Annotated in this window: 28 protein-coding genes and 1 riboswitch; of the genes, 14 read left to right on the top strand and 14 right to left on the bottom strand. The window is 61.5% G+C overall.

The features are described 5' to 3' along the window. Positions 1 to 21: 21 nt before the first annotated feature. Both N8H74_RS27950 and N8H74_RS27945 read right to left on the bottom strand, forming a co-directional pair. Positions 22 to 1,704 carry a fatty acid--CoA ligase gene (locus tag N8H74_RS27950; protein ID WP_262151874.1) on the bottom strand — a complete coding sequence of 561 codons (1,683 nt, stop codon included), beginning with the start codon at positions 1,702 to 1,704 and terminating at the stop codon, positions 22 to 24. A gap of 146 nt (positions 1,705 to 1,850) precedes the next feature. Then, positions 1,851 to 3,035 (bottom strand): MFS transporter, encoded by a 1,185-nt coding sequence (locus tag N8H74_RS27945; RefSeq protein WP_262151872.1) that lies wholly within the window; start codon positions 3,033 to 3,035, stop codon positions 1,851 to 1,853. Positions 3,036 to 3,130: 95 nt separating this feature from the next. Here N8H74_RS27945 and N8H74_RS27940 point away from each other — a divergent pair, with 95 nt between their 5' ends. Continuing rightward, positions 3,131 to 3,895: a helix-turn-helix transcriptional regulator gene (locus N8H74_RS27940; protein WP_217833867.1), complete on the top strand. Its 765-nt coding sequence runs from the start codon at positions 3,131 to 3,133 to the stop codon at positions 3,893 to 3,895. 4 nt (positions 3,896 to 3,899) lie between these two features. Here N8H74_RS27940 and N8H74_RS27935 read toward each other — a convergent pair whose 3' ends face one another. After that, positions 3,900 to 4,529 (bottom strand): LysE family transporter, encoded by a 630-nt coding sequence (locus N8H74_RS27935; protein WP_085700862.1) that lies wholly within the window; start codon positions 4,527 to 4,529, stop codon positions 3,900 to 3,902. Positions 4,530 to 4,619: 90 nt separating this feature from the next. Here N8H74_RS27935 and N8H74_RS27930 point away from each other — a divergent pair, with 90 nt between their 5' ends. From N8H74_RS27930 to N8H74_RS27920, 3 genes are all read left to right on the top strand, one after another. Continuing rightward, positions 4,620 to 5,585: a 2-hydroxyacid dehydrogenase gene (locus tag N8H74_RS27930; protein ID WP_262151869.1), complete on the top strand. Its 966-nt coding sequence runs from the start codon at positions 4,620 to 4,622 to the stop codon at positions 5,583 to 5,585. 33 nt (positions 5,586 to 5,618) lie between these two features. Beyond that, a complete protein-coding gene (locus N8H74_RS27925) occupies positions 5,619 to 6,617 on the top strand; it encodes a class I SAM-dependent methyltransferase (RefSeq protein WP_262151867.1) in 999 nt (332 codons plus the stop codon). Between the two features lie 40 nt (positions 6,618 to 6,657). After that, a riboswitch (yybP-ykoY riboswitch) is annotated at positions 6,658 to 6,780 on the top strand. 88 nt (positions 6,781 to 6,868) lie between these two features. Next, entirely contained in the window at positions 6,869 to 7,453 is a 585-nt protein-coding gene (locus N8H74_RS27920) for a TMEM165/GDT1 family protein (RefSeq protein ID WP_262151865.1), read from the top strand. Between the two features lie 120 nt (positions 7,454 to 7,573). Here N8H74_RS27920 and N8H74_RS27915 read toward each other — a convergent pair whose 3' ends face one another. Then, positions 7,574 to 8,392, bottom strand: a complete 819-nt coding sequence (locus N8H74_RS27915) for a M48 family metallopeptidase (protein ID WP_262151863.1) — start codon at positions 8,390 to 8,392, stop codon at positions 7,574 to 7,576. 264 nt (positions 8,393 to 8,656) lie between these two features. Here N8H74_RS27915 and N8H74_RS27910 point away from each other — a divergent pair, with 264 nt between their 5' ends. After that, entirely contained in the window at positions 8,657 to 10,798 is a 2,142-nt protein-coding gene (locus N8H74_RS27910; RefSeq protein WP_217833862.1) for a methyl-accepting chemotaxis protein, read from the top strand. 209 nt (positions 10,799 to 11,007) lie between these two features. On the opposite strand, the gene N8H74_RS27905 is transcribed toward N8H74_RS27910, so the two are convergent. Genes N8H74_RS27905 through N8H74_RS27895 form a run of 3 tightly spaced genes read right to left on the bottom strand, consistent with a single transcriptional unit; the run spans position 11,008 to position 12,120 of the window. After that, complete coding sequence (locus N8H74_RS27905; protein WP_217833861.1) at positions 11,008 to 11,631, bottom strand: SOS response-associated peptidase; 624 nt, start codon at positions 11,629 to 11,631, stop codon at positions 11,008 to 11,010. A gap of 36 nt (positions 11,632 to 11,667) precedes the next feature. Continuing rightward, a complete protein-coding gene (locus tag N8H74_RS27900; RefSeq protein ID WP_217833860.1) occupies positions 11,668 to 11,928 on the bottom strand; it encodes a DUF2007 domain-containing protein in 261 nt (86 codons plus the stop codon). A 9-nt stretch (positions 11,929 to 11,937) separates the two neighbouring features. Next, entirely contained in the window at positions 11,938 to 12,120 is a 183-nt protein-coding gene (locus N8H74_RS27895) for a CPXCG motif-containing cysteine-rich protein (RefSeq protein ID WP_217833859.1), read from the bottom strand. 139 nt (positions 12,121 to 12,259) lie between these two features. On the opposite strand from N8H74_RS27895, the gene N8H74_RS27890 reads away from it, so the two are divergent. Next, complete coding sequence (locus N8H74_RS27890; RefSeq protein ID WP_217833858.1) at positions 12,260 to 13,426, top strand: 1-acyl-sn-glycerol-3-phosphate acyltransferase; 1,167 nt, start codon at positions 12,260 to 12,262, stop codon at positions 13,424 to 13,426. A 63-nt stretch (positions 13,427 to 13,489) separates the two neighbouring features. On the opposite strand, the gene N8H74_RS27885 is transcribed toward N8H74_RS27890, so the two are convergent. Further along, complete coding sequence (locus N8H74_RS27885; RefSeq protein WP_262151858.1) at positions 13,490 to 13,768, bottom strand: hypothetical protein; 279 nt, start codon at positions 13,766 to 13,768, stop codon at positions 13,490 to 13,492. A 192-nt stretch (positions 13,769 to 13,960) separates the two neighbouring features. Between N8H74_RS27885 and N8H74_RS27880 the strand changes: the two genes are divergently transcribed. After that, positions 13,961 to 14,167, top strand: coding sequence for a hypothetical protein (locus N8H74_RS27880; RefSeq protein WP_047296561.1), 207 nt, complete (start codon positions 13,961 to 13,963; stop codon positions 14,165 to 14,167). Positions 14,168 to 14,239: 72 nt separating this feature from the next. On the opposite strand, the gene N8H74_RS27875 is transcribed toward N8H74_RS27880, so the two are convergent. Beyond that, the gene (locus N8H74_RS27875; protein ID WP_262151856.1) at positions 14,240 to 14,824 is read right to left on the bottom strand and encodes a YajG family lipoprotein; all 585 of its coding nucleotides are present in this window, start codon (positions 14,822 to 14,824) and stop codon (positions 14,240 to 14,242) included. Positions 14,825 to 15,033: 209 nt separating this feature from the next. On the opposite strand from N8H74_RS27875, the gene N8H74_RS27870 reads away from it, so the two are divergent. Together N8H74_RS27870 and mqo are read left to right on the top strand one after the other, a co-directional pair. Further along, positions 15,034 to 15,267: a hypothetical protein gene (locus tag N8H74_RS27870; protein WP_217833855.1), complete on the top strand. Its 234-nt coding sequence runs from the start codon at positions 15,034 to 15,036 to the stop codon at positions 15,265 to 15,267. Positions 15,268 to 15,970: 703 nt separating this feature from the next. Further along, positions 15,971 to 17,479, top strand: a complete 1,509-nt coding sequence (mqo, locus tag N8H74_RS27865; protein WP_262151854.1) for a malate dehydrogenase (quinone) — start codon at positions 15,971 to 15,973, stop codon at positions 17,477 to 17,479. Positions 17,480 to 17,550: 71 nt separating this feature from the next. On the opposite strand, the gene N8H74_RS27860 is transcribed toward mqo, so the two are convergent. From N8H74_RS27860 to N8H74_RS27850, 3 genes are all read right to left on the bottom strand, one after another. Beyond that, positions 17,551 to 17,838, bottom strand: coding sequence for a PA4642 family protein (locus N8H74_RS27860; RefSeq protein WP_262151852.1), 288 nt, complete (start codon positions 17,836 to 17,838; stop codon positions 17,551 to 17,553). 63 nt (positions 17,839 to 17,901) lie between these two features. Next, complete coding sequence (locus N8H74_RS27855) at positions 17,902 to 18,381, bottom strand: hypothetical protein (protein WP_262151850.1); 480 nt, start codon at positions 18,379 to 18,381, stop codon at positions 17,902 to 17,904. 191 nt (positions 18,382 to 18,572) lie between these two features. Continuing rightward, on the bottom strand, positions 18,573 to 19,130 hold the full coding sequence (locus N8H74_RS27850; RefSeq protein WP_217833851.1) for a hypoxanthine-guanine phosphoribosyltransferase: 558 nt from the start codon (positions 19,128 to 19,130) through the stop codon (positions 18,573 to 18,575). Between the two features lie 166 nt (positions 19,131 to 19,296). Here N8H74_RS27850 and upp point away from each other — a divergent pair, with 166 nt between their 5' ends. Continuing rightward, positions 19,297 to 19,935: a uracil phosphoribosyltransferase gene (upp, locus tag N8H74_RS27845; protein ID WP_262151848.1), complete on the top strand. Its 639-nt coding sequence runs from the start codon at positions 19,297 to 19,299 to the stop codon at positions 19,933 to 19,935. A 2-nt stretch (positions 19,936 to 19,937) separates the two neighbouring features. Beyond that, complete coding sequence (locus tag N8H74_RS27840) at positions 19,938 to 21,212, top strand: uracil-xanthine permease family protein (RefSeq protein ID WP_217833849.1); 1,275 nt, start codon at positions 19,938 to 19,940, stop codon at positions 21,210 to 21,212. 99 nt (positions 21,213 to 21,311) lie between these two features. On the opposite strand, the gene hemH is transcribed toward N8H74_RS27840, so the two are convergent. Then, positions 21,312 to 22,334 carry a ferrochelatase gene (gene hemH, locus N8H74_RS27835; protein WP_262151846.1) on the bottom strand — a complete coding sequence of 341 codons (1,023 nt, stop codon included), beginning with the start codon at positions 22,332 to 22,334 and terminating at the stop codon, positions 21,312 to 21,314. A 13-nt stretch (positions 22,335 to 22,347) separates the two neighbouring features. Next, positions 22,348 to 23,250, bottom strand: coding sequence for a TIGR01777 family oxidoreductase (locus N8H74_RS27830; protein ID WP_262151844.1), 903 nt, complete (start codon positions 23,248 to 23,250; stop codon positions 22,348 to 22,350). Positions 23,251 to 23,447: 197 nt separating this feature from the next. Here N8H74_RS27830 and N8H74_RS27825 point away from each other — a divergent pair, with 197 nt between their 5' ends. The 3 genes from N8H74_RS27825 to N8H74_RS27815 all read left to right on the top strand — a co-directional run bounded on the left by N8H74_RS27825 (position 23,448) and on the right by N8H74_RS27815 (position 26,498). Next, the gene (locus tag N8H74_RS27825; RefSeq protein WP_217833846.1) at positions 23,448 to 24,434 is read left to right on the top strand and encodes an FAD-dependent oxidoreductase; all 987 of its coding nucleotides are present in this window, start codon (positions 23,448 to 23,450) and stop codon (positions 24,432 to 24,434) included. 163 nt (positions 24,435 to 24,597) lie between these two features. Beyond that, entirely contained in the window at positions 24,598 to 25,557 is a 960-nt protein-coding gene (locus N8H74_RS27820) for a DUF523 and DUF1722 domain-containing protein (RefSeq protein WP_262151841.1), read from the top strand. Next, positions 25,557 to 26,498 (top strand): MerR family transcriptional regulator, encoded by a 942-nt coding sequence (locus N8H74_RS27815; RefSeq protein WP_262151839.1) that lies wholly within the window; start codon positions 25,557 to 25,559, stop codon positions 26,496 to 26,498. Before N8H74_RS27820 ends, N8H74_RS27815 begins: the two co-directional genes overlap by 1 nt. Positions 26,499 to 26,502: the final 4 nt, after the last annotated feature.

The following is a 26,502-nucleotide window of genomic DNA, read 5'->3' as shown; positions in this document are numbered from 1 at the left end:
TTTGGGGCGGCGAGGGGAGGTTCAGAGGGTCGAGAGGAAGGTGCTGTTATTGGTCTGCCATTCGCTGATGTCGAGGCGGATGCGCTTCTTGTCGAGCTTGCCGACACTGGTCTTGGGAATTTCCGTAACAAGGGCGATCTGACTCGGAATCGCCCACTTGCTCAGGTGCCCCAGTTCCACGAACGGCTTGAGGTGTTCCTTGAGTTCCCGCGCCCCGATGGCGTGTCCTTCGCGGATCACCAGCAAGGCGAACGGCCGCTCGCCCCACTGCGGATCAGGGATACCCACCACTGCTACTTCACGTACCGCAACGTGACGACTGATGAGGTCTTCGAGATCCAGCGAGGAAATCCATTCGCCGCCGGTCTTGATCACGTCCTTGATACGGTCGCGGATATCGATCACGCCCATGCTGTCGAGAGTCGCGACGTCACCGGTGTGCAACCAGCCGCCGGCCCACAGCTCGGCGCCCTTCTGCGGTTCGTTGAAATAGCCTTCGGTCAGCCACGGCGCACGCAGCACCAGTTCGCCCTGGGTCTCGCCGTCGGCCGGGAGGAAGTTGCCTTCGCCGTCGACGATCGCCGCCTCCACCAGCGGTCCCGGCACCCCGGCCTTGATCCGGTAGGTGGTGCGCTCGTCTTCGCTGCCCGCCATCAGTTCGTCGTTCAGGTGCGCGCAGGACACCAGCGGCCCGGTTTCCGACATGCCATAGGCGGCGGTCAGCTGAATGCCTTTGCTCTTGGCGGTTTCATAGAGCGTGCGGTTGAGCGCACTGCCGCCGATGACAATCTTCCAGCCGCCGAAATCGGTGCTTTGCGCGCCCTTGGCGTTGAGCAGCATTTGCAGGATGGTCGGCACGCAATGGGAGAACGTGACCTTTTCCTTGCGCCACAGCTCGACCAGAAACTCCGGATCGTAACGCCCCGGATAAACCTGTTTGAGACCCAGCATGGTCGCCACATACGGCAGGCCCCAGGCGTGTACGTGGAACATCGGGGTGATCGGCATGTACACATCGTTGGTGCCCAGCAGCCGCACGCTGTCGATGGCGCCCATGATGGTCGACACGCCCATGGTGTGCAGCACCAGTTGCCGATGGGTGAAGTACACCCCTTTCGGATTGCCGGTGGTGCCCGTGGTGTAGAACGTGGTCGCGACCGAGTTTTCGTCGAAATCCTCGAAGTCGTACTGCGGGCTGGCGGCGGCCAGCAGTTGTTCGTACTCGCCGAGCAGATTCGGCAGGTCGGCGGTTTTTTCCGGCAGGTCGGTCAGCAGCAGGGTTTTGTCGACCGTGGTCAGGTGCGGCGCGATGGCCTGGTACAAGCCCACGAACTCGCTGTTGACCAGCACGAAGCGGTCCTCGGCGTGGTTCATGGTGTAGAGAATCTGCTCCGGCGACAGGCGCACGTTGATGGTATGAATCACCGCGCCAATCATCGGGATGGCAAACATGCACTCCAGGTAACGATGGCTGTCCCAGTCCATCACCGCCACGGTATCACCGGGCTTGACCCCGGCCGCCGTCAGCACGTTGGCCAGCCGCGCCACCCGTTCGATCAGGGTCGGATAGCTGTAACGCAACTGGTCACGGTAGATGATCTCGCGGGTTTTCTCGTAACGGGCACCGGACATCAGCAGCCGTTTAATCAGCAATGGGTACTGGTAGGCCCCTTCGGCGGGCGGAATAACGCGAGTCTGCAACATAAGAGTCCCTTTTCTGACTGCACGGTTTTGATGAACAGATTCGTACTCTAAAACCGTTACGTGACAGCTAAATCAGCCAAAGGAATGATTTGCAAAGCCGGACAAATGCTAGCTTTGCGCCAGCATTTGCCGGGATTCATCGTCGTTCAGGCGGTTTGCCCTACAGCCGCTTCAGAAGGCGTGCGGGGGAAAACCACCGCAGCAAGGAAAGTCAAAGCGCCAAAACCGGCCAGGATCAGGTAAAGCCCCACAAAACCATGGCGTGGTTCGACATAGGAAATCAGCGGAATCGCCGTCGCACTGGCGCCGAACGATAAACAGTAACGCAGCGCGAAGACCCGCGACTGCCACTGCGGCGCGACGAAATTGGCGACCATCGAATCGTTCACCGTGACCTGGCCGAACACCACGAACATGAACGCCGCCCCGATGGCGATCACCGCCCAGCCGTCGACGTAGGCCAGCGCAAACAGCAGCGGCGCCTGGCACAGCGTCAAGGCGATGAACGGCCACTTCAGGCTGACGCGGTGCAACACCCGGCCAATGCTCAACTGCGCGATGGCACCGAAGGCATAGGCCAGGCTGACCACCACGCCGAGGGTCTGCGGCGAAGCGAACACATCGTGCAGGCGCTCCTGGAACAGCTTCGGATACGTCATGGTCGTGGCGTTGAACACCACGCCACCGGTGGCGGTGGCCAACGCCAGCACAGCGAACACCATGACCATCGAAATCCGCTGGCCGCCGGCACCTTTGAGCGCGGTGTGCGGACGTTGCGAAATGGGTTCCTCGCGCACCTGCAAGGCGAAGCCGATTCCCAGCATGATCGCCACCGCCCCCGGTAACAGAAACGCCGAGCGCCAGCCGAACTGCGCCACCAACAACCCGGTGATCAGCGCCGAAAACGCCACGCCGAGGTTGCCCCACATGCCGTTGATGCCGATTTCCCGCCCGCGATTCTGCGCACAGGCCACCAGCATCGCGGTGCCTACCGGATGATAGATCGCCGCAAAAATGCCGATCAGGGTCAGGCCGATCACCAGCATCGTCGGGCTGTTGCTCAGGCCGGTGAAGATCGCCGAGGCGCCGATGCCGAAGAAAAACACCAGCATCATCCGACGCCGGCTCCAGTGATCGCCCAGCCAGCCGGCCGGCAGCGAACAGGCGCCGAACGCGATAAAGCCACCCAGCGACAGGCCGATCAGCGCGGCGTAGTCGAGGGCAAAGGCCTGGGTCATGCCGAGCACGGCGGCGGGAAAAATCAGCATGAACATGTGATCAATCACATGGGCTGCGTTGATGTAGCGAATGACGTTTCTGGACGGGTTCATCGCGGCACGCTTTATAGAGTTATCGGTGGTTGTCAGTGGCTTATGCTAAGTTGGCAAAAAAGCGCATTCCTGCCATCCAAGTCATCAAATCAGACATGTTGATCAGCCATTTCGACCACGGCCCGGTGAGCGCCTACCCCCGGGATTATCTGGACGGCGCACACCAGCCGCTGCACCTGCACCGTGAAGCGCAGTTGCTGTATGCCGCCAGCGGAGTGATGCGGGTGGTCACCGCACAAGGGGCATGGGTGATTCCGCCGAGTCGCGCGGTGTGGATTCCACCGGAGGTGGCGCACGAGATTTTCATGTCCGGCGATGTGCAGATGCGTTCGCTGTTCATCGCCGCGCATCTGTCACCCGCCAGCCTCCAGCACTGTTGCGTGCTGGCGGTGACGCCTTTGCTGCGCGAGCTGATCCTGCGTGCGGTGCAAGGCCCGCCCCACGCCGACAATCCGCTGATCCAGCAATTGATGCTGGAAGAACTCGCCAGCCTGGAAAACCTGCCGCTGCACATACCGATGCCCACCGACCGGCGCTTGCAGAACATCTGCCTGGCGTTGCTGCGCACGCCGGATCACCCCAACACCCTGGAAGACTGGGCGCAGCAGGTCGGCGCCAGCTCACGCACTCTGGCGCGACTGTTCCAGCAGCAGTTGCAGATGAATTTCAATGCCTGGCGCCAGCAACTGCGCCTGATGGAAGCCCTGCCACGCCTGCTCGCCGGGGACAGCGTGCAGCGCGTGGCGGGAGATTTGGGGTACGGCAGCGCGCGGGCGTTCAGCGCGATGTTTCGCCGCTTGCTCGGGGAGAATCCCCGGGACTATCTGAACACCCTGAACAAACTCAGCGAGCTGGTTTAGCCGATCAATGCATCTCGGTGAACGCGAGTTTCACCCCGATGGCGATCAGTACCGCCCCCATGGTGCGGTCGAACCAGTGTCCCATGCGGGCGAAACCGGCGCGCACGCGCTGCTGGCTGAACAGCATCGCCACCAGGCAGAACCAGGTGGCAGTCGCCGCCGCCAGGTAGATCCCGTAACCGGCCTGTACCGCCAGCGGCGTGTGCGGATTGATCACCACGGTGAACAGCGACAGGAAGAACAGCGTCGCTTTCGGGTTCAGGCCGTTGGTCACGAAACCTGAGGTGAATGCGCCACGGGCGGTGCGTTCGCCAGCCTCCTTGTGCAAGTCGTCGGTCACGGTTTTCGCCGGTTGCGCGCGCAAGGCCTTGAAGCCGATGTACAACAGATAGGCGGCAGCGGCCCACTTCAAGGCATTGAACAGCACAATCGACTGCGACACGATCAGGCCGATGCCGAGCAACGAATAGCCGACATGCAGGAAAATCGCCGTGCCCACACCCAGCGCCGTCCAGGTGCCGGCGCGGCGACCGTGGGTCACACTTTCGCGCACCACCACGGCGAAGTCCGGGCCGGGACTGGCGACAGCCAGCAGATGGATCAGTGCAACGGTCAAGAACTCGGTCCAGTACATGAGGGCTCCCTTACAAAGGCGTAACGATTTGTTTCATCTGTTAGGCTCGGCAGAGTACGCCCTCCGCTCAAAGCACAAAAGGTACAGTTGATGACGAACGCTCGCCGCGCCGTATTTCTTGATCATCCCTCGCTGGATCTGGGAGATCTCGACCTGAGTCCCTTGCGCGAATGCTTCAGCGATCTGCAACTGTTCGCCCAGACCTTGCCCGAACAAGTCGCCGAACGCCTGCAAGGCGCCACGGTGGCGATCACCAACAAGATTCTGATCGACGCCGCCGCCATGGCCGCCAACCCGGATCTGCAACTGATCCTGATCACCGCCACCGGCACCAACAACGTCGACCTGGCCGCCGCCCGCGAACGCGGCATCACCGTGTGCAACTGCCAGGGTTACGGTACACCGTCGGTGGCGCAGCACACGATCATGCTCCTGCTCAACCTCGCCACCCGCCTGGCCGACTACCAGAAAGCCGTCGGCGAAGGTCGCTGGCAGCAGGCGAAACAGTTCTGCCTGCTGGACTACCCGATCATCGAACTGGAGGGCAAAACCCTGGGTCTGCTCGGCCACGGCGAACTCGGCGGCGCGGTGGCGCGCCTGGCTCAAGCGTTCGGGATGCGCGTGTTGCTGGGGCAGATTCCCGGTCGCCCTGCCCGCGCGGATCGTCTGCCGCTGGAGGAACTGCTGCCACAGATCGACGCTCTCACCCTGCACTGCCCGCTCAACGAACACACCCGCCACTTCATCGGCGCCCGCGAGCTGGCATCGATGAAGCCCGGCGCCCTGGTGGTCAACACCGCCCGTGGCGGCCTGATCGACGAACAGGCGCTGGCCGATGCCTTGCGCAACGGGCATCTCGGCGGCGCTGCCACCGATGTGCTGAGCGTGGAGCCGCCCACCCATGGCAATCCGCTGCTGGCCGCCGACATCCCGCGCCTGATCGTCACTCCGCACAACGCCTGGGGCAGCCGCGAGGCCCGGCAACGGATCGTGGGGCAATTGCGCGAAAACGCCCAGGCCTTCTTCAGCGGTAAGGCGCTGCGGGTCGTCAGTTGATAAACTGCGGCACTTTTTTTCACGGGAGCAGTTATGGATCCGCGCAGTGAAGTACTGCTTCGTCAGGCCGAGTTATTCCAGGGTTCGCTGTTGTTGGCCGGCTTGCCCGCCGACGACTTGCTCGGGCGCCTGCCCGATGCGTTTGGCTGGTGCTGGCACGCCGGCGATCAAGCCGCGCTCGATGCGCGTTTCGCCGGGCGCAGCCATTTTGGTGTGAATGTCCCGGAGCGCGAGTTCGACAGCGCCGTGGTGTTCCTGCCCAAATCCAAAGACTTGACCAATTACCTGCTCAACGCCGTGGCCGCGCGCCTGGCCGGGCGCGAGGTGTTTCTGGTCGGGGAAAAACGCAGCGGCATCGAAGGCGCGTCCAAACAGCTCAACCCCTTCGGCAAGCCGCGCAAGCTCGACAGCGCGCGGCATTGCCAGTTGTGGCAAGTCACCGTGGCCGACGCACCGCAGGCAAAACCGCTGGAGAGCCTGGCACAGACCTACGAACTGCCGCTGGCCGAAGGCCCGTTGAAGGTCGTCAGCCTGCCGGGCGTCTTCAGCCACGGTCGCCTGGATCGCGGCAGTGCTCTGCTGCTGGAGCATCTGGACAAACTGCCGAGCGGGCATCTGCTGGATTTCGGCTGTGGCGCCGGTGTATTGGGCGCGGCGATCAAACGTCGCTATCCCGAGACGCAGGTGACGATGCTCGACGTCGATGCGTTCGCTACCGCCAGCAGTCGCCTGACCCTGGCTGCCAATGGTCTGGAAGCCGAGGTCCTGACCGGCGACGGGATCGATGCCGCCCCGATGGGTTTGAACGCGATTCTGAGCAATCCGCCGTTCCATACCGGCGTTCACACCAACTATGTCGCCACCGAGAACTTGCTGCGAAAAGCAGCCAAACATCTGAAAAACGGTGGCGAACTGCGCCTGGTGGCGAACAGTTTTCTGAAGTACCAACCGCTGATCGAAGAGCACCTGGGGGTGTGTGCGATCAAGGCCGAGGGCAATGGCTTCCGGATTTATCGGGCCAAACGCGGCTAGAAATTTGTACTTGCTCTATCGGATCGGCGAAGGCAGAATCCGCTCCGTCCTAGGGGAGTAGTCTCCCACGAGCGCCAAGCTCGTCCGGCATACGTCAACATACTTGATCCTCAGATCATGGCGTATGCGACCCAAGCGTCCGCAGCAGACGGATCGCAGGGTTTGACAAGACCTATGACACGCACACCTTACCCGGGGCGGGAAGGCTGTACGTGTCATAGCCGTGTCGACCCGCCCCTTAGGAAATCCTGATGCTGGACTCGTTACTCGTTCCCACCGCAATCGTTGCCTTGGCCGAAATCGGCGACAAGACGCAACTGCTCGCGCTGATTCTCGCCGCTCGCTTTCGCAAACCCTGGCCGATCATTGCCGGTATCGTCGCTGCGACCCTGGCCAACCACGCGGCAGCCGGTGCGGTCGGCGCCTGGTTCGGCAGCTTCTTCTCCGACTCGGTCCTGCACTGGATTCTCGCCGCCAGCTTCGCCGCCACGGCGCTGTGGACCCTGGTCCCGGACAAAATGGACGACGACGAAGCCAGCACCGCCCGCAAGTTCGGACCGTTCCTGACCACGCTGATTGCGTTCTTCCTCGCGGAAATCGGTGACAAGACCCAGATCGCCACGGTGATGCTCGCCGCGCAATATCCGGAACTGTGGCTGGTGATCATCGGCACCACCGCCGGCATGCTGATTGCCAACGTTCCGGTGGTACTGGCCGGCAACTTCGCGGCGGAGAAACTGCCGCTGACCCTGATCCGTCGCCTCGCGGCTTCGGCGTTCATGATTCTGGCGGTTGTTGCGGTGTACAAGGCGATGCAGAGCAGTGGCTGGGTTTGACGCGATAACCCGGTAACACCGCGTTATCGCTCTTCGCGAGCAAGCCCCACCGATTTACGGCTAATCAATGGGGGGAACAGGCTTGCTCGCGAAGAGGCCATCAGCCTCGCCGAAAATCCCTCAGGACTTCGGCGCTTTTTCGTACAGCGGCATGACCTTCGGAATTGCCGCTTCCAACGATGCGATACGACTGGACGACGCCGGGTGAGTGCTCATGAATTCCGGTGGCGAACCCTCGGAAGCCTTGCTCATCTTGTTCCACAGCGTGATTGCCGCATTCGGGTTGTACCCGGCGCGGGCGGCCAGCTCCAGGCCGATCAGGTCGGCTTCATTTTCGTTGGCCCGGCTGTTCGGCAGGGTCATGCCGTATTGGGCCACGGTGTCGGCCAGCGCCATGCTGTCCTGGCCCAACCCCAGCAACGCACCGGCGCCCTGTTTGGCCATTTCGATGCCATAGGCCTTGGACATCGCTTCACGACCGTGCTCGCGCAGGGCGTGGGCGATTTCATGGCCCATGACCGCAGCGATTTCATCGTCGGTGAGTTTCAGGCTGTCGATCAGCCCGGTGTAGAAAATGATCTTGCCGCCAGGACCGCAGTTGGCGTTGAGTTCATCGCTCTTGATCAGATTGACTTCCCATTTCCACTGCGCCGCATCCGGACGGAAATTCGGCGTCTGGGCGATCAGGCGGTTGGCAATGGCCTGAACCCGCCTGGCCTCGTTGCTGGACTTGTCCAGCACACCCTTGCTCGACGCCTCGCCCACGGTCTTCTGATAGGACTGGGCGTACATCTGGTCGACCTCTTGCGAGGACAGCAGGCTGGACATGTACTGCTTGCGTTCCACGCCCACGGCACCGCCGCTGGTGGTGTTGACCGACTGGCAGCCGGCCAGCAACAGCGCTGCGCTCAGCGCACCTACAACCAATGTCTTGTTCATTCAAAAGCTCCCTGAAAACCTGCCGCGTATCCTAGGCGGGTAAATGTATCCGCGCCAGATACAACGGACGTGTTGCACGCACTTTCAGAAACTGCCCGCCCACCCTGTAGGAAAAATTTCACAGACACCTGCGAGCCTCGCGGCAACTGCGTCGCGTACCGATCCATTTGCGACATTTCTGCGCAATGGCATCCGGCCTGACTCATGGCGCAATGCCTGCTGCCGATACAACAGCGCAGACGTCCTCTCGCGTGCGGAGCCCTCATGAAATTCAAGTCGATCCAGTTTTCCGTAGCCGCCCTGGCCGGCGCCATCGTACTCAGCGTGGTCGCCGCGCTGGTGCTGTATGCGCTGTTCTCCGGCGCCCGCACGCAAGACATGGTTCAGCAACGAACCCAGGATCAGTTCGAGCAGGTCATCGAGCAGCGCCTGACATCGCTGGCGCAGACCCAGGTCAGCCAGATCCAGCGCGAGCTGGAGGCACCGCTGCTGATCGCCGGGGGGCTGGTGCGGGTCAATGCCCTGCTCGGCACACCGGGCGTCGAGGGTCAGCCGAAACTCACCGTCAGCCGCGAGCAACTGATCAGTCTGATCAAGGAAAACGTCGAGAAGAACCCGAAAATCCTCGGCACCTACATTGGCTGGGAAAAGGACGCACTGGATCACAACGACGCCGCCTACGTCGGCACCAAAGTGGTCGGCATCGACGCCAGCAACGGACGTTTCCTGCCATGGTGGTTCCGCAATGACGACGGCACCCTGGGCCTGGACAAACTGGTGGACGTCGACGACCAGAAAGTCCTGTCCACCGGCGTGCGCGCCAGCGAGTACTACCTGTGTTCCAAGGAAACCAAAAAATCCTGCGTGATCGATCCGGCGCCGTACAAGGTCGGCGACAAAATCGTCATGCTCGCCTCCTTTATTGAACCGATCATGCTCAACGGCGCGTTCCAGGGTATCGTCGGCGCCGACCTGTCGGTGAACTTCATCCAGGAAATGCTTCTGGGCGCGAACCAGAAACTCTACGGCGGCGCCGGGCAGATGGCGTTGATCGGCGGTAACGGGCGGATCGTCGCCTACACCAAGGACCCAAGCAAATTCGGCGAAAAAGTCAGCGATATCCTCGACGCCCAGCAGATTGCCAACATGGCCAATCTCAAGCGCGGCGAAGTCACCTACACCGTCAATAAAGAGCAGGGCCGCATCGAGTTGTATCTACCGTTCGGCATCGGCCAGACCGACGCGCGCTGGACCCTGATGCTGCAACTGCCGCTCAACGCCGTAATGGCCGACCTGCAAAAGCTCCAGGGCGACCTCGACGCGCAACGCAAATCCGACACCTTTGGCATGGCCATGGTCGGCCTGCTCATCGCCGCGCTCGGCCTGCTGGTGATCTGGCTGGTCGGCCACGGCATCGCCCGACCGCTGAAACAAATGGTCACCATGCTCGACGACATCGCTCAGGGCGAAGGCGACCTGACCCGTCGCCTGAGCAGCGACCGCAGCGATGAGCTGGGTTCGATCGCCAAGGGCTTCAACACCTTCCTGGCCAAGTTGCAGGCGATGATCACCCAGGTGGTGACGTCGGTGCAGAGCGTTAGCGATTCCTCGGAACACACCGCCGACATCGCGATCCGCACCAACATCGGCGTGCAGAAACAGATGGCCGAGATCGACCAGGTCGCCACCGCCGTGCAGGAAATGACGGCGACTGCGCAGGACGTGGCGCGCAACGCGACCCAGGCCGCGCAAGCCGCCAGCCATGCGGATCAGGCAGCGAGTCAGGGCATGCAGATCGTCCGCGACACTTCAAACTCGATCGGCGTTCTGGCAGTGGAAATCAGCAAGGCCGTGGACGTGGTCCAGACCCTGGCCAAGGACAGCGAGAACATCAACGCGATCCTGACCGCCATTCGCGGGATCGCCGAACAGACCAACCTGCTGGCGCTGAACGCGGCGATCGAAGCGGCCCGGGCCGGTGAACAGGGTCGCGGTTTCGCGGTAGTGGCGGATGAGGTGCGCAACCTGGCGCAGAAAACCCAGAAGGCCACCGAAGAAATCCAGAGCATGATCCAGCAACTGCAACAGGGCACGCGCGACGTAGTGCGGGTCATGGAAGACAGCCAGAACCGCACCGACGAAAGCGTGCAGCACGCAGCCAAGGCCGCCGAGGCGCTGGAAACCATTACTCAGGCGGTGTCGGTGATCAACGACATGAACACCCAGATCGCCAGCGCCGCCGAGGAACAGAGCGCGGTGGCCGATGACATCAACCGTAATGTGATCAACATCGGTCAGGTGGCGAACGAGGTGGCGGGTGGCGCGGATGAGTCGAGTTCGGCGAGTGCGGACCTGACCAAACTGGCGGAGCAGCAGCGGCGGTTGATCAATCAGTTCAAGGTTTGAGAGCAAGAGCAAAAGCCCCTCACCCTCGCCCTCTCCCCAAGGGAGAGGGGACTGACCGCGTTGTCTTGCGTCATCCATCGACCTGAAAAAACCAGTCGATTATGGATTCGGTGCTATGCGTTCAGGTCGGCGTATTTCTGGAACATCGCACAATCGGTCCCCTCTCCCTCCGGGAGAGGGTTAGGGTGAGGGGCTTTTGATCGAGAGCGCTAGGCCGGGGTCAGACACTCCGGCCCATTCAATTTCGGATCATTCACCAGATTCGCCAACACTCGCTCACGCAACGCGACTGGCTCACTGGCCAGCAGCGCGTGCAAGGCATGCAGCGGCGTCTGCGGATCGAGCCACGCCGCCTGCCCCGCTTCATCGAGAATCAGCGGCCGGCGTTGACTGGCCGCCGGCTGGGTGATGACCGCCGTACTCAGCCAGACCTGCTCCTGCACCGGATACGCCTCCCAGATCGCCGCGAAAAACAGCGAGGAGCCCTCCCCCGGTGTCAGCCAGTACGGGCGCTTGCGCGCCGTGCCGCGCCATTCGTAGAAGCCGTTGGCTGGCAGCAGGCAGCGACGCAGGCGCAAGGCCTCGCGAAACATCGGTTGTTCGGCAACGGTTTCGGCCCGGGCATGAGCCGGGGTGCGGGACAGGTCAGTCAGCCACGGCGGCGTCAGCCCCCAACGGGCGCGGGCCAGCGAGCGCGGGCCGTCAGGCTCGGCGCGCAGTATCAGCACCGAATCGTTGGGGGAAATGTTCCACTGCGCCTGCTGATCGGCGGGAAAACCTGGCAGGGCCGCGAAGTCGCGGTTCCAGCGAAACAGGGCATAACGTCCACACATGGGGCAACACGGCTCGAGAATAAAACGAACGCCAGCCTAACAGACCAGCGTCCCGGGAAAGCTTTCCGGTTCATCGCCGGGCAGCGGCAGCGCGGCATTGTACGCGCGGATCAGCTCACGGGCGTATTCAGCCTGGTCGTTATCGACCGACAGCCCGAGCAGGCCGAAGATCGGCAATTCACCCGTGCCGCCCAGCAGGTCGCGCCCGACCAGATGCGCCTCGATGCCTTCGCTGGCGAGCATGCCCTTGAGCATCTCGCCTTCCATCAGGTTTTCCGGCTCGTAGATTCGCTGCATGGCTGCCCCTCACTCGTTTTCGCTGAAGACCTCGAGATGCCATTCCTCTCCGTGAACCTGCAAAACAAAGGTGATCGGCCGACAACAGACCTGACAGTCTTCAATATAGGTCTGATCGCCGCCGGACAGATCAATGGTCGTCTCGACCTCTTCACCACAATACGGACATTCATAGTCTGCGCTTTCCAGCATCGCGGTCTCCCGAGTGACTTGTGCGTATAATCGCCGGTCTATTTGCAGGGCTATTTTTGTCTGGCTACCTTTTCAGACCGTGCCCCGTTGGTTTTCGATCAAAACCTTTACTTACCCTAGCCGTTTCCAACAAGAGAGCATGATGGGCGAATTCGATGCCATCCGACCTTACGACGACAGCGAAGTACCTGCGGTACTGGCAAGACTGCTCGGCGACAAGGCGTTTCTAGATATCCTCACCCACTTCCGCTTCCCGCGTTTCGCCGGTGCCTTCGGCTGGATGCTCAAACCTCTTATAGCCCATCGGCTGCGTCGTGAGTTCGCCGACGTGACGTCCGTGGCCACTTTGCAGGACAAGGTCGAGTTCTACGTCGACCACACCATCGAACGGGCCACCGACGGTGTCACCTACACCGGTGTGGAGCAATTCAAGTCCGGCAGCGCCTATCTGTTCATCGCCAACCACCGCGATATCGTGATGGACCCGGCCTTCGTCAACTATGCCGTGTACCACGCCGGCCTGCCGACCCCGCGCATCGCGATCGGCGACAACCTGCTGCAAAAACCTTTCGTCAGTGACCTGATGCGGTTGAACAAGAGCTTCATCGTTCACCGCTCGATCACCGGGCGCCGCGAGAAAATGGCCGCTTACCAACTGCTGTCGGCCTACATCAACCACTCGATCCGCACCGATTGCGCCTCGATCTGGATCGCCCAGGCCGAGGGCCGGGCCAAGGACGGCGACGACCGTACCGAGTCGGCGATCCTCAAGATGTTCCACATGAGCCGCAAGGACGAGCCGTTCGGCGAAGTCATTCAGTCGCTGAACCTGACCCCGGTATCGATCAGCTACGAATACGACCCGTGCGACCAGGCCAAAGCCCGCGAGCTGTATATCCGCGCCACCACCGGCACCTACAGCAAGGCGCCGGGCGAGGATGACGTGAGCATCGCCAAGGGCATCACCGGCTACAAGGGCCGGGTGCATGTGAACTTCGCCGCGCCGATCACCGAGCTGTTTGAAGACACCAAGCAACTGGCGGTCGAGATGGACAAGCAGATTCTCGGCGGTTATCGGTTATTCCCGGTGCATTACCTGGCGTACGCACAGTGGGCCGATGCCGATCCGCAACTGCACGTGCCGCAGGCCGCCGAGGTGTTCGGTGCCGAAGAACTGGCCAAGGCCCAGGAAGAGTGGCAGCGCCGGCTCGACGCCTGCCCGGCGGAACACCGTCCGTATCTGGTGCTGCAATACGCGACGCCGGTGCGCAATCAGTATCGGGTCAAGGCCGGGTTGCCGCTGTAAGCGGTTGCCTTGCGGACACAAAAACGGCGCCCTGGGGCGCCGTTTTTCATGCCTGCGAAAAAGTCAGATCCGGGTGCTGATCCACGAAACCAGCAACGCCAGTCCCAGGCAGGCAAACCCGAAACGGTAGAAGAAGCGGTTCATGCGCAGGGTCGACCAATCCAGCGTCGGCTCCTGATCGGGGCGGTTTTCGCGCTGGGCAGCGATGCTGGCCATTGCCCGTTGCTCGCGGCGACGGGTCGCATGCAGCAGCCAACTGCCGGGAAACGCCAGCAGCAGCGCCAGCAGGTTGATCAATTTGGCGGGATGGGCGGTAAACAGCGTCATCAAGTGCAGCGACATCACAGACCTCAGGCTAAACCGGTATGGCGAACGCCAGACCGACGACCGCGCCCGGATTCTACCCAAACCTTCCCCGCGCGCCCTACCCTTTGCGACAAATAACCCGACAATCGACCGATGGCTGTCCTGTGTCACGGCTTCGTCATTTACATCGGCCACCATGCGCGCCTCGAAACCGCCACGGACCGCGTCATGCTTCACGCTGAAAACCAGGATCGCCTGTACCTCATCACCCCATCCGACGAACAGCAGAGCCTCGTCGGCAGCCTCGCCTTCAATGTTCAGGATCGCCATTGGCTGGTGTATTGCGCACTCGGCGGGCATCAGCATGCCGATCTGCCGGAGACCGACCTGCTGACGGGCGTGAGCGTGCTCGACTTCTATTCCCAGGCGGCTTGAGCCCAAAGCCCCCCCTACAAAAAAGCCCGGAACCATCACTGGCCCCGGGCTTTTTCACATCAGGCGAAGCACTTACTCGCCGAGAATCTGACCCACGGTCGGATCCTTGAACAAGCGCGTCAACGCATCGCTCAACACGTCGCTGACCAGTTTGGTGTTGGTTTCCTGGTTCGGCGCCATGCCGAAGCGCTGGTCCAGGGACGCACCGTAGCGACCGCTGTAGCGACGGTTGCCACTCTGCACGTCGGAGCGGAAAGTCGCGCCAATGGTGGCTTCGGTCACGTACATGCCTTCTTTCGGCGACTGGTATTTCAGCTCGGTCAGGGTCACGGTCAGTTGCGGAGCGTTCATCCCGTTGCTGGTCGGGGTGAAGCCAAGCAGGCGTACCGCCGCTTCAGCCTGGGCCTGCAGTTTCGGCAGGATCTGCTCGCGCTGCACGGTGATGGCGCTGGTTTCCGGGTACAGGCCGCCACGGGTACCCAGGGTCGGCGACGGACGACCGTCAACCACGCGCACCACGACAGGCTGGCCGTGGCCGACCGGTGCCAGCTGGGTGGTCAGCTTCGGTTCCGGGCTCAGTTGTTGCGGGCTGTGGGCGCAGCCAACCAGGGTCAAACTGGTCACAGTGATCAAACCGAACAACAGGCGTTGCAACATGCTCTTCTCTCCAGAATCAGGCACAAACAGGCCGGCAGTATAGCGGTGGGCCACTGTGGGTCACCAGCACCCGTCAGTGAATACTGAAATGTCTGACAGAGCCCGTCGGCCGCGGTTCCTGTCACAGATTCTTCACTCCCCTTACACGTGCGCGTCACGGCCCTTTGACAACCTGTGTGCGACCCCAAGGAAAAGAAAGGTATATCGCCATGCGTCATCTGATCTCGCTGTTCGCTCCACGCCCGCTGCACCGCTGCTTTGCCCTGCTCGACCGCAACGGCCACTGCCAGGCATTCAAACAGTGCAGCCTGCAGCCGATGGGTGACGGCTGGGTGGAAATCGAAGAAATCCGCCTCAACTGGCTGCACCAGCCGCTGCCTGCCAGCGCCCGGGTCGAACAGCAGCGTTCACGCCCACGGGCACAGGCGATGTTGAGCATCTGACCGGATGCCTAATAAAAGTCATTAAACTCGACCAACTCCCCGCATTTCTTCGATACAATCTCCCCCCGATTATAAGGACGTCTCCTGATCGGGCCCCGCAACAGCGTCAATGCGCTTGCATTGACATCCAAATCGCCCACAGAGAGCCGCCCACACAGATCGAGTGAAGCTGGCGTGCTTGCTGTTTCCCTGGCAAATCCCCGCTTTTCGCGAATCTGCAGAGCTGTCATGACGCTCGGCCACTGAGTTGTTTGCCCCTTCGGGCACGGTGCCAGCCTGGGACAGCCCTTTTTTGAGGTTCACGTCTTCAAAAGAGCGTGAAAAAAACGGGTTTTCACAACTTCACAAGAGTGTGGCGAGCAAATGAATAGTTTTGCGTCTGAACATGCACCATTAGCGTCTGAAACAGCCCAACGACACAGGAACGGGAACGCCTCGAACACCGGAGCCTGAAGCCTGTCCGCTACGGATTTGGTTGCACAAACGGATGTCTCGACCATAAGTCGAATTGCCAGCCGCGCGCTGAAATGAGTTCATGGAACTCTTGAAGCCGGGCCGCATGCATCCGTCGAAGTTGCGAAAAATTGCGAAGATTCGGACATGGCGATCCTGGCCATGGGTACCTGGGGCGCCACTGAACCTGCCCCGGACACCTGGCAGCCATGCCGACAATTTGGTGCTGCAGATTTTGGAGACGCGTTAAATGGCGCATAACGAAGCAGTCGACGTAGTTCTGGTTGGGGCCGGCATCATGAGTGCCACCCTTGCAGTACTGCTCAAGGAGCTCGACCCGGCGATCAAGCTGGAAGTCGTCGAGCTGATGGATTCCGGTGCCGCGGAGAGTTCCAACCCGTGGAACAACGCCGGCACCGGCCACGCCGGCCTGTGCGAGCTGAACTATACGCCGCAGGCGGCCGATGGCAGCGTCGACATCAAGAAGGCCGTACACATCAACACCCAGTTCGAGGTGTCGAAGCAGTTCTGGTCGTACCTGACCAGAAAAAGCACGTTCGGCTCGTGCAAATCCTTCATCAGCCCGGTGCCGCACCTGAGCTATGTCGAGGGTGAAAAAGGCGTGTCGTTCCTCAAGGAACGCTTCAACACGCTGCACAAGCACCACGCGTTTGCCGACATGGAATACACCGAAGACAAGGCGAAGCTGGCCGAGTGGATGCCACTGATGATGCCGGGTCGTCCGAAAGACCAGGTGCTCGCCGCCACCCGCGTGATCAACGGCACCGACGTCAACTTCGGCGCGCTGACCAATCAGTTGCTCAAGCACCTGACTGCCGCTCCGGACACCCAGGTCAAATACTGCAAGCGCGTGACCGGTCTCAAGCGTAACGCCAACGGCTGGACCGTCAGCATCAAGGACGTCAACAGCGGCGCCAGCCGTGAAGTCGACGCCAAATTCGTCTTCCTTGGCGCCGGCGGCGCGGCCCTGCCGTTGCTGCAAGCCTCGGGCATCGAAGAAAGCAAAGGCTTCGGCGGCTTCCCGATCAGCGGCCAGTGGCTGCGTTGCGACAACCCGGAAGTGGTCAAGCACCACCAGGCCAAGGTCTACAGCCAGGCCGCCGTGGGCTCGCCGCCGATGTCGGTGCCGCACCTGGACACCCGCGTGGTCGATGGCAAGAAATCCCTGCTGTTCGGGCCATACGCCGGCTTCACCACCAAGTTCCTCAAGCACGGCTCCTTCATGGACCTGCCGCTGTCGGTTCGCGCCGGCAACATCGGCCCGATGCTGGCCGTGGCGAAGAACAACATGGACCTGACCAAATACCTGGTCAGCGAAGTAATGCAATCGATGGAACAGCGCCTGGACTCCCTGCGCCGTTTCTACCCTGAGGCGAAAGCCGAAGACTGGCGCCTGGAAGTGGCCGGCCAACGGGTGCAGATCATCAAGAAAGACCCGAAAAAGGGCGGCATCCTGCAGTTCGGCACCGAACTGGTGGCCGCGAAGGACGGCTCTCTCGCCGCCCTGCTCGGCGCTTCGCCAGGCGCCTCGGTGACCGTTTCGATCATGCTGGAACTGATCGAGAAGTGCTTCCCGAGCAAGGCCAAGGGTGAATGGGCTGCCAAACTGGCAGAAATCTTCCCGGCCCGGGAAAAGGTTCTGGAAACCGATGCTGCGCTGTATCGCAAGATCAACACGCAGAACAACATCGCCCTGGAGCTGGTCGAAGAAAGCAGCGAGACCCCAAGCTACGCTTGATCCCGCCGCATGAAAAAACGCCCCGCACTCGGTGAGTGCGGGGCGTTTTTTTTGGCTGCGGTCTTTTGCGCTTAACCGCGAGCCTTCGCGATCAGCTCGATGTAATCCGGCGCATTGCGCTGATCCTGGATCAGCTCGACAAAGGTCTTGCCCTGCTCGTCCTTGCCATCCACGTCGTAACCGGCCGCGACGAAGAACGTCAGGAACCGCTCGAAGTCGTCGATGCGCAGGCCACGGTAGGCCTTGACCAGTTTGTGCAGCGACGGCGAGGTGGCATCGACCGGGTCAAAATCGAGAAACAGCTTGATCTGCTCATCGCCGATCTCGTCACCAATCACTTGCTTCTTATCTTTACGCATTGCCGACTCCAGCTCGCAGACATTTCACGGGGCGGGCAGTTTACCCCTGCGCAGGCGCCGGGCTCAACGCGCGCGCGTGGTGCCGGTGTGCAGATCGGCCCAGATATGGCCGTTGGCGTAGCTCAGGAACTGCACATAAACGGTGTCATTGCGCAAAAGATCGATCACCACCCGGTACTGGGCCAGCGGGTAGAACAAGGTGAGGGTCTTGCTCTTGTCGTCGAACACCGGTTTTTTCAGGCTTTTGCTTTCGCCATCGAAATTGACCAGCACCTGATTGATCGTCGCGCCCTTGCTCAGGGATTTGCCCTTGAGACGAATCATCAGCGGCGAAGTGACCGGAATCGGCTGCTGGTTGGACTGGCGCTGGGCGCCGATCACCACCGAATAGTCGGTGACCTGCATCAGTTGCTGTTGCTCGGGCTCTGCGTCGCGCAGGGTCAGGTCGTCCGGCGGCAGGAATTGACTGTGCATCGGGGCGGCAGCCAGGGGCAGGCTGAGAGACAGCAACAGGGCGGCGCAGCAACGGATCAACAAGCTCATGACAGGCTCCGGGGGCGGGGCCGGGCACTCTAGCATGAGCGCGCGGGAGCTTAGGCTTTTGTGGGGCCGGGCGTGCTCGCGAAAGCGGTCTGACATGCAAAAAGAGAGGTCGACTGATACATCGACTTCGTGGGGCAAGCCCACTCCCACAGGAACAACACACGCCTGTGGGAGCAGCTAATACGGGGTTCTTACATGCCCTTGACGGCAAAGATCCCGTTGGCGTTGCGCCAGTAGCCTTTGTAGTCCATGCCGTAACCGAAGATGTAACGGTCGACGCACGGCAGGCCGACGAAATCGGCTTTCAGGTCAGGACGTGCCTTGCGGTCGTGATCCTTGTCGATCAGCACGGCGGTGTGTACCGCACGGGCGCCGGCGTGTTTGCAGAAGTCGATGATCGCGCCCAGGGTGTGCCCCTCGTCGAGGATGTCGTCGATGATCAGCACGTCGCGGTCGATGAACGACACTTCCGGCTTGGCTTTCCAGAACAGGTCGCCGCCGCTGGTTTCGTTGCGATAACGGGTCGCGTGCAGGTAGGACGCTTCCAGCGGGAAGTGCAGATGGGTCAGCAGTTTGCCGGAGAAGATCAGGCCGCCGTTCATCACACAGAACACCACCGGGTTGCTCTCTGCCAGTTGTTCGTTGATTTGTGCACCGACGCGGGCGATGGCCGCCTCGACTTCAGCTTCGGTGTACAGGCAGTCAGCCTCTCGCATGATTTGACGGATATGCTCGAGATCAGCGGACATGGCGCTCTCCAGGAGGGGGGTCGGTTTCGGAAAAGCGGGCAAAGGTACGCATCCCAAGAGGCCGAATCAAGCCTTTATGGACTAACGTACTGTATGTCCTATAGGACATCACCCTCGGATAGATTAATCTAGGCCGGTTTTTTTGCCCGCCGCCGGAGCCTTTCCCATGCCCATCCTCGAGATCCGCCATCCGCTGATCCGTCACAAACTCGGCCTTATGCGCCGCGCAGACATCAGCACCAAGAATTTCCGCGAGCTCGCTCAGGAAGTCGGCGCCCTGTTGACCTATGAAGCCACCAAAGACCTGCCCCTGGAAAGCTACGAGATTCCAGGCTGGTGCGGCACCGTGTCGGTCGAGAAAATCGCCGGCAAGAAAATCACCGTCGTGCCGATCCTGCGCGCCGGCATCGGCATGCTCGAAGGCGTGCTGAGCCTGATCCCGGGTGCCAAGGTTTCCGCCGTGGGCGTTGCCCGCAACGAAGAAACCCTGCAAGCCCACACCTATCTGGAAAAACTGGTTCCGGAAATCGACGAACGCCTGGCAATGATCATCGACCCGATGCTGGCCACCGGCAGCTCCATGGTCGCGACCATCGACCTGCTGAAAAAGGCCGGCTGCAAGGATATCCGCGCGATGGTGCTGGTGGCCGCGCCGGAAGGCATCGCCGCCGTCGAGCAGGCTCACCCGGACGTGACCATCTACACCGCTTCCATTGATCAGAAACTGAACGAACACGGTTACATCATCCCAGGGCTTGGCGATGCCGGTGACAAGATCTTCGGCACCAAGCAGAAGGACGCGTAAGCATGCAGCAAGAGTTCAACGATCCGCTCTGGCGCACGGTGCTGTCCGGCGCGCAGATGCTGTTCGTGGCTTTCGGCGCCCTGGTGCTGATGCCGCTGATCACGGGCCTTGACCCGAACGTGGCACTGTTCACCGCCGGTCTGGGCACGATCCTGTTCCAGATCGTCACCGGACGCCAGGTGCCGGTGTTCCTCGCATCGAGCTTCGCCTTCATCACCCCGATCATCCTCGCCAAGGGCCAGTTCGGCCTCGCCGCGACCATGGGCGGCGTGATGGCCGCCGGTTTCGTCTACACCTTCCTCGGCCTGGCCGTGAAGATCAAAGGCACCGGCTTCATCGACCGCCTGCTGCCGCCGGTGGTGATTGGCCCCGTCATCATCTCCATCGGCCTGGCCATGGCGCCGATTGCCGCGAACATGGCGATGGGCAAGGCCGGCGACGGTTCCGAGCTGATCCATTACCAGACCGCGATGATGATCTCGATGCCGGCACTGCTGACCACGTTGATCGTGGCGGTGTTCGGCAAAGGCATCTTCCGTCTGGTGCCGATCATTTCCGGCGTGCTGGTGGGGTTTGCCCTGTCGTTCTACTTCGGCGTGGTCGACACCGCGAAGATCGCCGCCGCACCCTGGTTCGCCCTGCCGAACTTCACCGCACCGGAATTCAACTGGCAGGCGATCCTGTTCATCGTCCCGGTGGCGCTGGCCCCGGCCATCGAGCACATCGGCGGCGTGATTGCGGTCGGCAGCGTGACCGGTCGCGACTACCTGAAGAAGCCAGGCCTGCATCGCACCCTGCTGGGTGACGGCATCGCCACCACGGCGGCCGGCCTGTTCGGCGGTCCACCGAACACCACCTACGCCGAAGTGACCGGTGCGGTGATGCTGACCAAGAACTACAACCCGAAAATCATGACCTGGGCGGCGATCTTCGCTATCTCCCTGGCATTCATCGGCAAGTTCGGCGCCCTGCTGCAAAGCATTCCGGTGCCGGTGATGGGCGGGATTCTGTGCCTGCTGTTCGGTTCGATCGCGGCGGTGGGGATGAACACCCTGATCCGTCACAAGATCGACCTGGGCGAGGCGCGTAATCTGGTGATCGTTTCGGTGACGCTGGTGTTCGGTATCGGCGGTGTGCTGGTCGGCACCGGCACCGGCCCTGACGACTTCGGTCTCAAAGGCATCGCGCTGTGCGCGGTGGTGGCGATTGCGCTGAACCTGATCCTGCCGGGCAATGACGGCTGGAAAGAAAAGAAGGCGGATGAACCGCTGATCTGAAGGCTTTGGTGCTTCATTGCCTGACAGACCGCTTTCGCGAGCAAGCCCGCTCCCACAGATAAAGGTAAACCTGTGGAAGCGGGCTCGCTCGCGAAGGTGTCAAAGCGCCAACGGCGCTCGCTCACACAAAGTCGCCAAAGCCTTGGCCCACTGCACGTCATCATTCAGGCACGGCACCAACACCAGTTCCTCCCCTCCCGCCTCGCGGAACTGCTCCTTGCCGCGATCACCAATCTCTTCCAGAGTCTCGATGCAATCGGCGACAAACGCTGGGCACATCACCAGAATTTTCTTCACGCCGCTTTTCGCCAGCTCATCCAGCCGCGCTTCGGTGTAGGGTTCGATCCATTTGGCCCGGCCCAGCCGCGACTGAAACGACACCGACCATTTGCCGTCCGGGATGCCCATGCGCTTGGCGAACTCCGCCGCCGTACGCAGGCACTGGCCGCGATAGCAGGTGGCAACCACCTCCGGTGGCTCACCGGCGCAGCAATCCCCACCGCCCTCGAAACTGTGCCCCGGATTGAGCTTTTTCAGGTGCCGTTCCGGCAAGCCATGGAAGCTCAGCAACAGGTGATCGTAATCCTGCTGCAAATGCGGCCTGGCGCTTTCCACCAGGGCATCGAGGTATTCCGGTTGATCGTAGAACGGCTGCAACACCGAGAGCTGTACGTCGAGCTTGTGCGCCCGCAGCACGCGCCTGGCTTCTTCGATCACCGTAGTGGTGGTGCTGTCGGCGAACTGTGGATAAAGCGGCGCCAGCGTGATGCGTTTGTGCCCCGCCGCAACCAGTTTCAGCAGGGCCGACTCGATCGAAGGCTGGCCGTAACGCATCGCCAGTTCCACCGGGCCGTGGGTCCATTGCGCAGCCATCTGCTGTTGCAGGCGGCGGCTGAGGACCACCAGCGGCGAACCCTCGTCCCACCAGATCGAGGCATAGGCATGGGCCGATTGTTCGGGGCGTTTGATCAGGATCAGCGAAACCAGCAGGCGGCGCACCGGCCACGGCAGGTCGATCACGTACGGGTCCATCAGGAATTGATTGAGGTAGCTGCGCACGTCGGCCACCGAAGTGGAGGCCGGCGAACCCAGGTTGACCAGAAGCAAGGCGTGATCGGTCATGCAACGTCCTATTTCAGAGGCGGCTGGAGAGATCGTCCAGGGCCGCGCGTAAATCCGTGAACCGGAAAGTGAAACCGGCTTCCAGCAAGCGTGCCGGCGCGGCCCGTTGGCCGCCCAGCAACAACAATGACATTTCGCCGAGCCCGACCTTCAACGCGAGGGTCGGCATCGGCATGAACGCCGGGCGATGCAGCACACTGCCCAGGGTCTTGGCGAATTCGCGGTTGCGCACCGGTTTCGGCGCGCACGCATTATAAGGACCGCTCGCCTGATTGCGGTGCAGAAGAAAATCAATCAGGGCGATTTGGTCATCGATATGAATCCACGGCATCCACTGCCGGCCATTGCCCAAAGGCCCGCCCAGCCCGAGTTTGAAGGGCAACAGCAGCCGCGACAAAAAGCCGCCCTCGGCCGACAGCACCAGCCCGGTTCGCACCAGCACCACGCGAATCCCCAAGGCTTCGGCGCGTTGCGCGGTTTCTTCCCAGGCGATGCACAACTGGCTGGCGAAATCATCGATCACCGGGGGTGACGCCTCCGTCAGCTCGCGCTCACCGCCGTCGCCGTACCAACCGATCGCCGAGCCGGAAATCAACAAATCAGGCTTCTGCGAACGGGTTTCCAGCCACGCCAGCACGCGTTCGGTGAGGGTGATGCGGCTGCTCCACAACAGCGCCTTGCGCCGATGCGTCCACGGCCGATCGGCAATCGGCGCGCCAGCCAGATTGACGATCACATCCACCGGCTCGTCGCCGAAGTCTTCCAGGCGAGCGATGCCCCGCACGGACGCACCGCAGATTTTTCCGACTTTTTCCGGGCGCCGACTCCACACGGTCAACCGATACCCCTGCGCCAGCCAGTGCCGACAGAGCTGACGTCCTATCAAACCAGTACCGCCGGTCAGCAATATGTGCATGACATCTTCCTCGCGTGGCGTTTTACCCGGATCACTAGTCTATTTTTATAAGCAGGGATCTTTTCTATCGGGCAGGCTCTATTGTTTAACAATAGGCCAAGCTGTCAGAACGAGAACGCAAGAAGTTATACCAAAAAACAAAATTGTACAGGTTTCAAGCACGGCGTAGTCTGTACAGAAAGGCAAACGAGGCCCCTATGACTGTACCTATCGCAATCATCGGCACCGGCATCGCCGGACTCTCCGCCGCCCAGGCCCTGACGGACACCGGGCATACCGTGCAATTGTTCGATAAAAGTCGCGGCAGCGGCGGGCGCATGTCGAGCAAGCGTAGCGATGCCGGTTCACTGGACATGGGCGCGCAATACTTCACCGCCCGCGACCGGCGCTTCGTCACCGAGGTTCAGCGCTGGCAAACCAACGGCTGGGTCGCGGAGTGGGATCCGCAGCTCTACACCTTCCATGGCGGACAGTTGAATCTTTCTCCGGACGAACAGACCCGCTGGGTCGGCACGCCGCGCATGAGCGCCATCACCCGTGGCCTGCTCGATGGCCTGGAAGTGCATTTCGCCTGCCGGATCACCGAGGTCTATCGCGGCGAAGAACATTGGCATTTACAGGACGCCGAGGGCTTCACCCACGGCCCGTTCAGCCATGTCGTCATCGCCACTCCCGCGCCGCAAGCCACGGCGCTACTGGCTGCCGCGCCGAAACTCGCGGGGGCCGCCGCCGGGGTGAAGATGGATCCGACCTGGGCCGTCGCCCTCGCCTTCGACAAGCCTTTGGACACGCCGATCGAAGGCTGCTTCGTGCAGGACAGCCCTCTCGACTGGCTGGCGCGCAATCGCAGCAAACCAGGACGCGATACCACCTGTGACACCTGGGTGCTGCACGCCAGCAGCACCTGGAGCCGGCAACACATCGACCTGCCCAAGGAAGCGGTGATCGAGCAGTTGCACGGCGCCTTCGCCGAATTGCTGCACACCGTGATGCCCGCCCCGACGTTCACCCTCGCCCACCGCTGGCTCTACGCCCGTCCTGCCAGCGCCCATGAATGGGGCACCCTGGCCGATGCCGATCTGGGCCTGTATGCCTGCGGCGACTGGTGCCTGTCCGGGCGTGTCGAAGGCGCCTGGCTCAGCGGTCAGGAAGCCGCACGGCGGCTGCACGAACACCTGCAATAACACGATACCCGCCACAAACCTGTAGGAGTCGCCCCGGCCGCTCCTACAGAAATCTTGTACAAACCATTTGACTTGTACAGCCTTAAACCTATGCTGAGATGAATGCTGTACAGAAAATTAATTCTGTACAGGTTTCTATGCAGACATAGGTTCGAGGTTCACGGTGTCCGACTCATCCGCATTCCCTCCGAAAATCGCCATCAGCGCCTGCCTGATGGGCGCCGAGGTGCGCTACAACGGCGGACACAAGGAGTCGCGGCTGTGTACCCGCACCCTCGCTGAATACTTCGAATTCGTCGCGGTGTGCCCGGAAGTCGCGATTGGTCTGGGCATTCCCCGCGAGCCGATCCGCCTGGTCGGTCATCCGGACCATCCCGAAGCCGTCGGTACGGTCGACAGCGCAGTCAACGTCACCCGGCCGTTAGCCGACTACGGTCAGAAAATGGTCGGTGAACTTGATGACATCTGCGGCTACATCTTCATGCAGCAGTCGCCGTCCTGCGGACTGGAGCGGGTCAAGGTCTATCACAGCAACGGCGCCCCCCACGGCAATGGCCGCGGGATCTATGCCCAGGCGTTCTGCGCCGGGCATCCGGATCTGCCGGTGGAAGAAGCCGGGCGCCTCAATGATCCGGTCCTGCGGGAAAACTTCATCAGCCGGGTGTTCGCCTACAGCGACTGGCAGCGGCTGCTCCGGCAAGGCCTGAGCCGTCGAGCGCTCACCGAGTTTCATTCGCGCTACAAGTACTTGCTGATGGCCCACAACCCGGTGCAATACAAAGTGCTGGGCAATCTGTTGGGCAGCATGGGGCAGGACGATCCGGTCGAACTCGGCCCGCGCTATTTCAGCCAGTTGATGCAAGCGCTGTCCACCTGCGCCACCCGCCGTACCCACACCAATGTCCTGCAACACATCAGTGGCTACCTGAAGCGCGCCATCAGTGCCGAAGACAAACAGGAAATGCAGCATGTCATCGGCCAATACCGTCACGGCATCGTGCCGCTGGTGGTGCCGCTGACCTTGCTCAAGCACCACTTCCGGCAACACCCGGACCCGTACATCGCGCAACAGGTTTACCTGCAACCACACCCGGAAAACCTCAGCCTGCGAAACGCCATTTGATGAACGACACTCCTGACACCAGCGCCCGTGAAGACCTCGGCGCCGACTTCAAGAAAGCCCTCGACGCGGGTTGGTTGCCGATCCGCGAAGTGGCGCGGCAGACCGGCGTCAACGCCGTCACCCTGCGTGCCTGGGAGCGCCGCTACGGCCTGGTGGTGCCGCAACGCACGCCCAAGGGCCATCGGCTGTACTCGGCCGATCATGTGCAACGCATCCTGACCATCCTCACCTGGCTCAACCGTGGCGTGGCGGTCGGTCAGGTCAAGCCGCTGCTGGAAACCCCGCAAGCCTTCAGCGAAACGGTGGAAAACGACTGGTACGCCCTGCGCCAGACCGCACTGACGGCTGTCGCGCAATTGAACGAACGCGGCCTCGACGACAGCGTCAATCAGGCCATGGCGCTGTATCCACCCCGGACTTTGTGCGAACAACTGCTGATGCCGCTGCTCGCGGAACTCGAGCAACGCTGGCAGGGGCAATTCGGCGCACAGATGGAGCAGAGCTTTTTTTATTCCTGGCTGCGCAGCAAATTCGGCGCGCGCATCTACCATAACAACCGTCAATTGCGCGGTGCGCCGCTGTTGTTGATCAACCATTCGGACAGACCACTGGAGCCCGACCTATGGCTCAGCGCGTGGCTGGTCAGCAGCGCCGATTGCCCGGTGCAAGTGTTCGACTGGCCGCTGCCGGCCGGCGAACTCGCGTTGACCGTCGACCACCTGCAAGCACGCGGCGTACTGCTGTATTCCAGCAAAGCCATGAACCTTTCGTTGCTGCCGAAACTTCTGCACGGCGTCGGTTGCCCAAAAATGATTGCCGGACCAACGGTGTGCATTCACCACGCCGAGTTGTCTGCCAGAACCACCGAAATCACTGATCTGTACCTGGCCGAAGATCCCCTGTCGGCCCATCGGGTACTGGTTGAGTGTGGGTTGATTTGATGAA

This window comes from Pseudomonas sp. B2M1-30, assembly GCF_025447575.1.
GTDB classification, from domain to species: domain Bacteria; phylum Pseudomonadota; class Gammaproteobacteria; order Pseudomonadales; family Pseudomonadaceae; genus Aquipseudomonas; species Aquipseudomonas botevensis.
This window is presented reverse-complemented; position numbering and strand designations above follow the sequence as displayed.

Excerpts from the sequence above, each read along its gene's own strand:
- N8H74_RS27950 (WP_262151874.1), bottom strand. The coding sequence starts at position 1,704 with ATGTTGCAGACTCGCGTTATTCCGCCCGCCGAAGGGGCCTACCAGTAC.
- N8H74_RS27945 (WP_262151872.1), bottom strand. The coding sequence starts at position 3,035 with ATGAACCCGTCCAGAAACGTCATTCGCTACATCAACGCAGCCCATGTG.
- N8H74_RS27940 (WP_217833867.1), top strand. The coding sequence starts at position 3,131 with ATGTTGATCAGCCATTTCGACCACGGCCCGGTGAGCGCCTACCCCCGG.
- N8H74_RS27935 (WP_085700862.1), bottom strand. The coding sequence starts at position 4,529 with ATGTACTGGACCGAGTTCTTGACCGTTGCACTGATCCATCTGCTGGCT.
- N8H74_RS27930 (WP_262151869.1), top strand. The coding sequence starts at position 4,620 with ATGACGAACGCTCGCCGCGCCGTATTTCTTGATCATCCCTCGCTGGAT.
- N8H74_RS27925 (WP_262151867.1), top strand. The coding sequence starts at position 5,619 with ATGGATCCGCGCAGTGAAGTACTGCTTCGTCAGGCCGAGTTATTCCAG.
- N8H74_RS27920 (WP_262151865.1), top strand. The coding sequence starts at position 6,869 with ATGCTGGACTCGTTACTCGTTCCCACCGCAATCGTTGCCTTGGCCGAA.
- N8H74_RS27915 (WP_262151863.1), bottom strand. The coding sequence starts at position 8,392 with ATGAACAAGACATTGGTTGTAGGTGCGCTGAGCGCAGCGCTGTTGCTG.
- N8H74_RS27910 (WP_217833862.1), top strand. The coding sequence starts at position 8,657 with ATGAAATTCAAGTCGATCCAGTTTTCCGTAGCCGCCCTGGCCGGCGCC.
- N8H74_RS27905 (WP_217833861.1), bottom strand. The coding sequence starts at position 11,631 with ATGTGTGGACGTTATGCCCTGTTTCGCTGGAACCGCGACTTCGCGGCC.
- N8H74_RS27900 (WP_217833860.1), bottom strand. The coding sequence starts at position 11,928 with ATGCAGCGAATCTACGAGCCGGAAAACCTGATGGAAGGCGAGATGCTC.
- N8H74_RS27895 (WP_217833859.1), bottom strand. The coding sequence starts at position 12,120 with ATGCTGGAAAGCGCAGACTATGAATGTCCGTATTGTGGTGAAGAGGTC.
- N8H74_RS27890 (WP_217833858.1), top strand. The coding sequence starts at position 12,260 with ATGATGGGCGAATTCGATGCCATCCGACCTTACGACGACAGCGAAGTA.
- N8H74_RS27885 (WP_262151858.1), bottom strand. The coding sequence starts at position 13,768 with ATGTCGCTGCACTTGATGACGCTGTTTACCGCCCATCCCGCCAAATTG.
- N8H74_RS27880 (WP_047296561.1), top strand. The coding sequence starts at position 13,961 with ATGCTTCACGCTGAAAACCAGGATCGCCTGTACCTCATCACCCCATCC.
- N8H74_RS27875 (WP_262151856.1), bottom strand. The coding sequence starts at position 14,824 with ATGTTGCAACGCCTGTTGTTCGGTTTGATCACTGTGACCAGTTTGACC.
- N8H74_RS27870 (WP_217833855.1), top strand. The coding sequence starts at position 15,034 with ATGCGTCATCTGATCTCGCTGTTCGCTCCACGCCCGCTGCACCGCTGC.
- mqo (WP_262151854.1), top strand. The coding sequence starts at position 15,971 with ATGGCGCATAACGAAGCAGTCGACGTAGTTCTGGTTGGGGCCGGCATC.
- N8H74_RS27860 (WP_262151852.1), bottom strand. The coding sequence starts at position 17,838 with ATGCGTAAAGATAAGAAGCAAGTGATTGGTGACGAGATCGGCGATGAG.
- N8H74_RS27855 (WP_262151850.1), bottom strand. The coding sequence starts at position 18,381 with ATGAGCTTGTTGATCCGTTGCTGCGCCGCCCTGTTGCTGTCTCTCAGC.
- N8H74_RS27850 (WP_217833851.1), bottom strand. The coding sequence starts at position 19,130 with ATGTCCGCTGATCTCGAGCATATCCGTCAAATCATGCGAGAGGCTGAC.
- upp (WP_262151848.1), top strand. The coding sequence starts at position 19,297 with ATGCCCATCCTCGAGATCCGCCATCCGCTGATCCGTCACAAACTCGGC.
- N8H74_RS27840 (WP_217833849.1), top strand. The coding sequence starts at position 19,938 with ATGCAGCAAGAGTTCAACGATCCGCTCTGGCGCACGGTGCTGTCCGGC.
- hemH (WP_262151846.1), bottom strand. The coding sequence starts at position 22,334 with ATGACCGATCACGCCTTGCTTCTGGTCAACCTGGGTTCGCCGGCCTCC.
- N8H74_RS27830 (WP_262151844.1), bottom strand. The coding sequence starts at position 23,250 with ATGCACATATTGCTGACCGGCGGTACTGGTTTGATAGGACGTCAGCTC.
- N8H74_RS27825 (WP_217833846.1), top strand. The coding sequence starts at position 23,448 with ATGACTGTACCTATCGCAATCATCGGCACCGGCATCGCCGGACTCTCC.
- N8H74_RS27815 (WP_262151839.1), top strand. The coding sequence starts at position 25,557 with ATGAACGACACTCCTGACACCAGCGCCCGTGAAGACCTCGGCGCCGAC.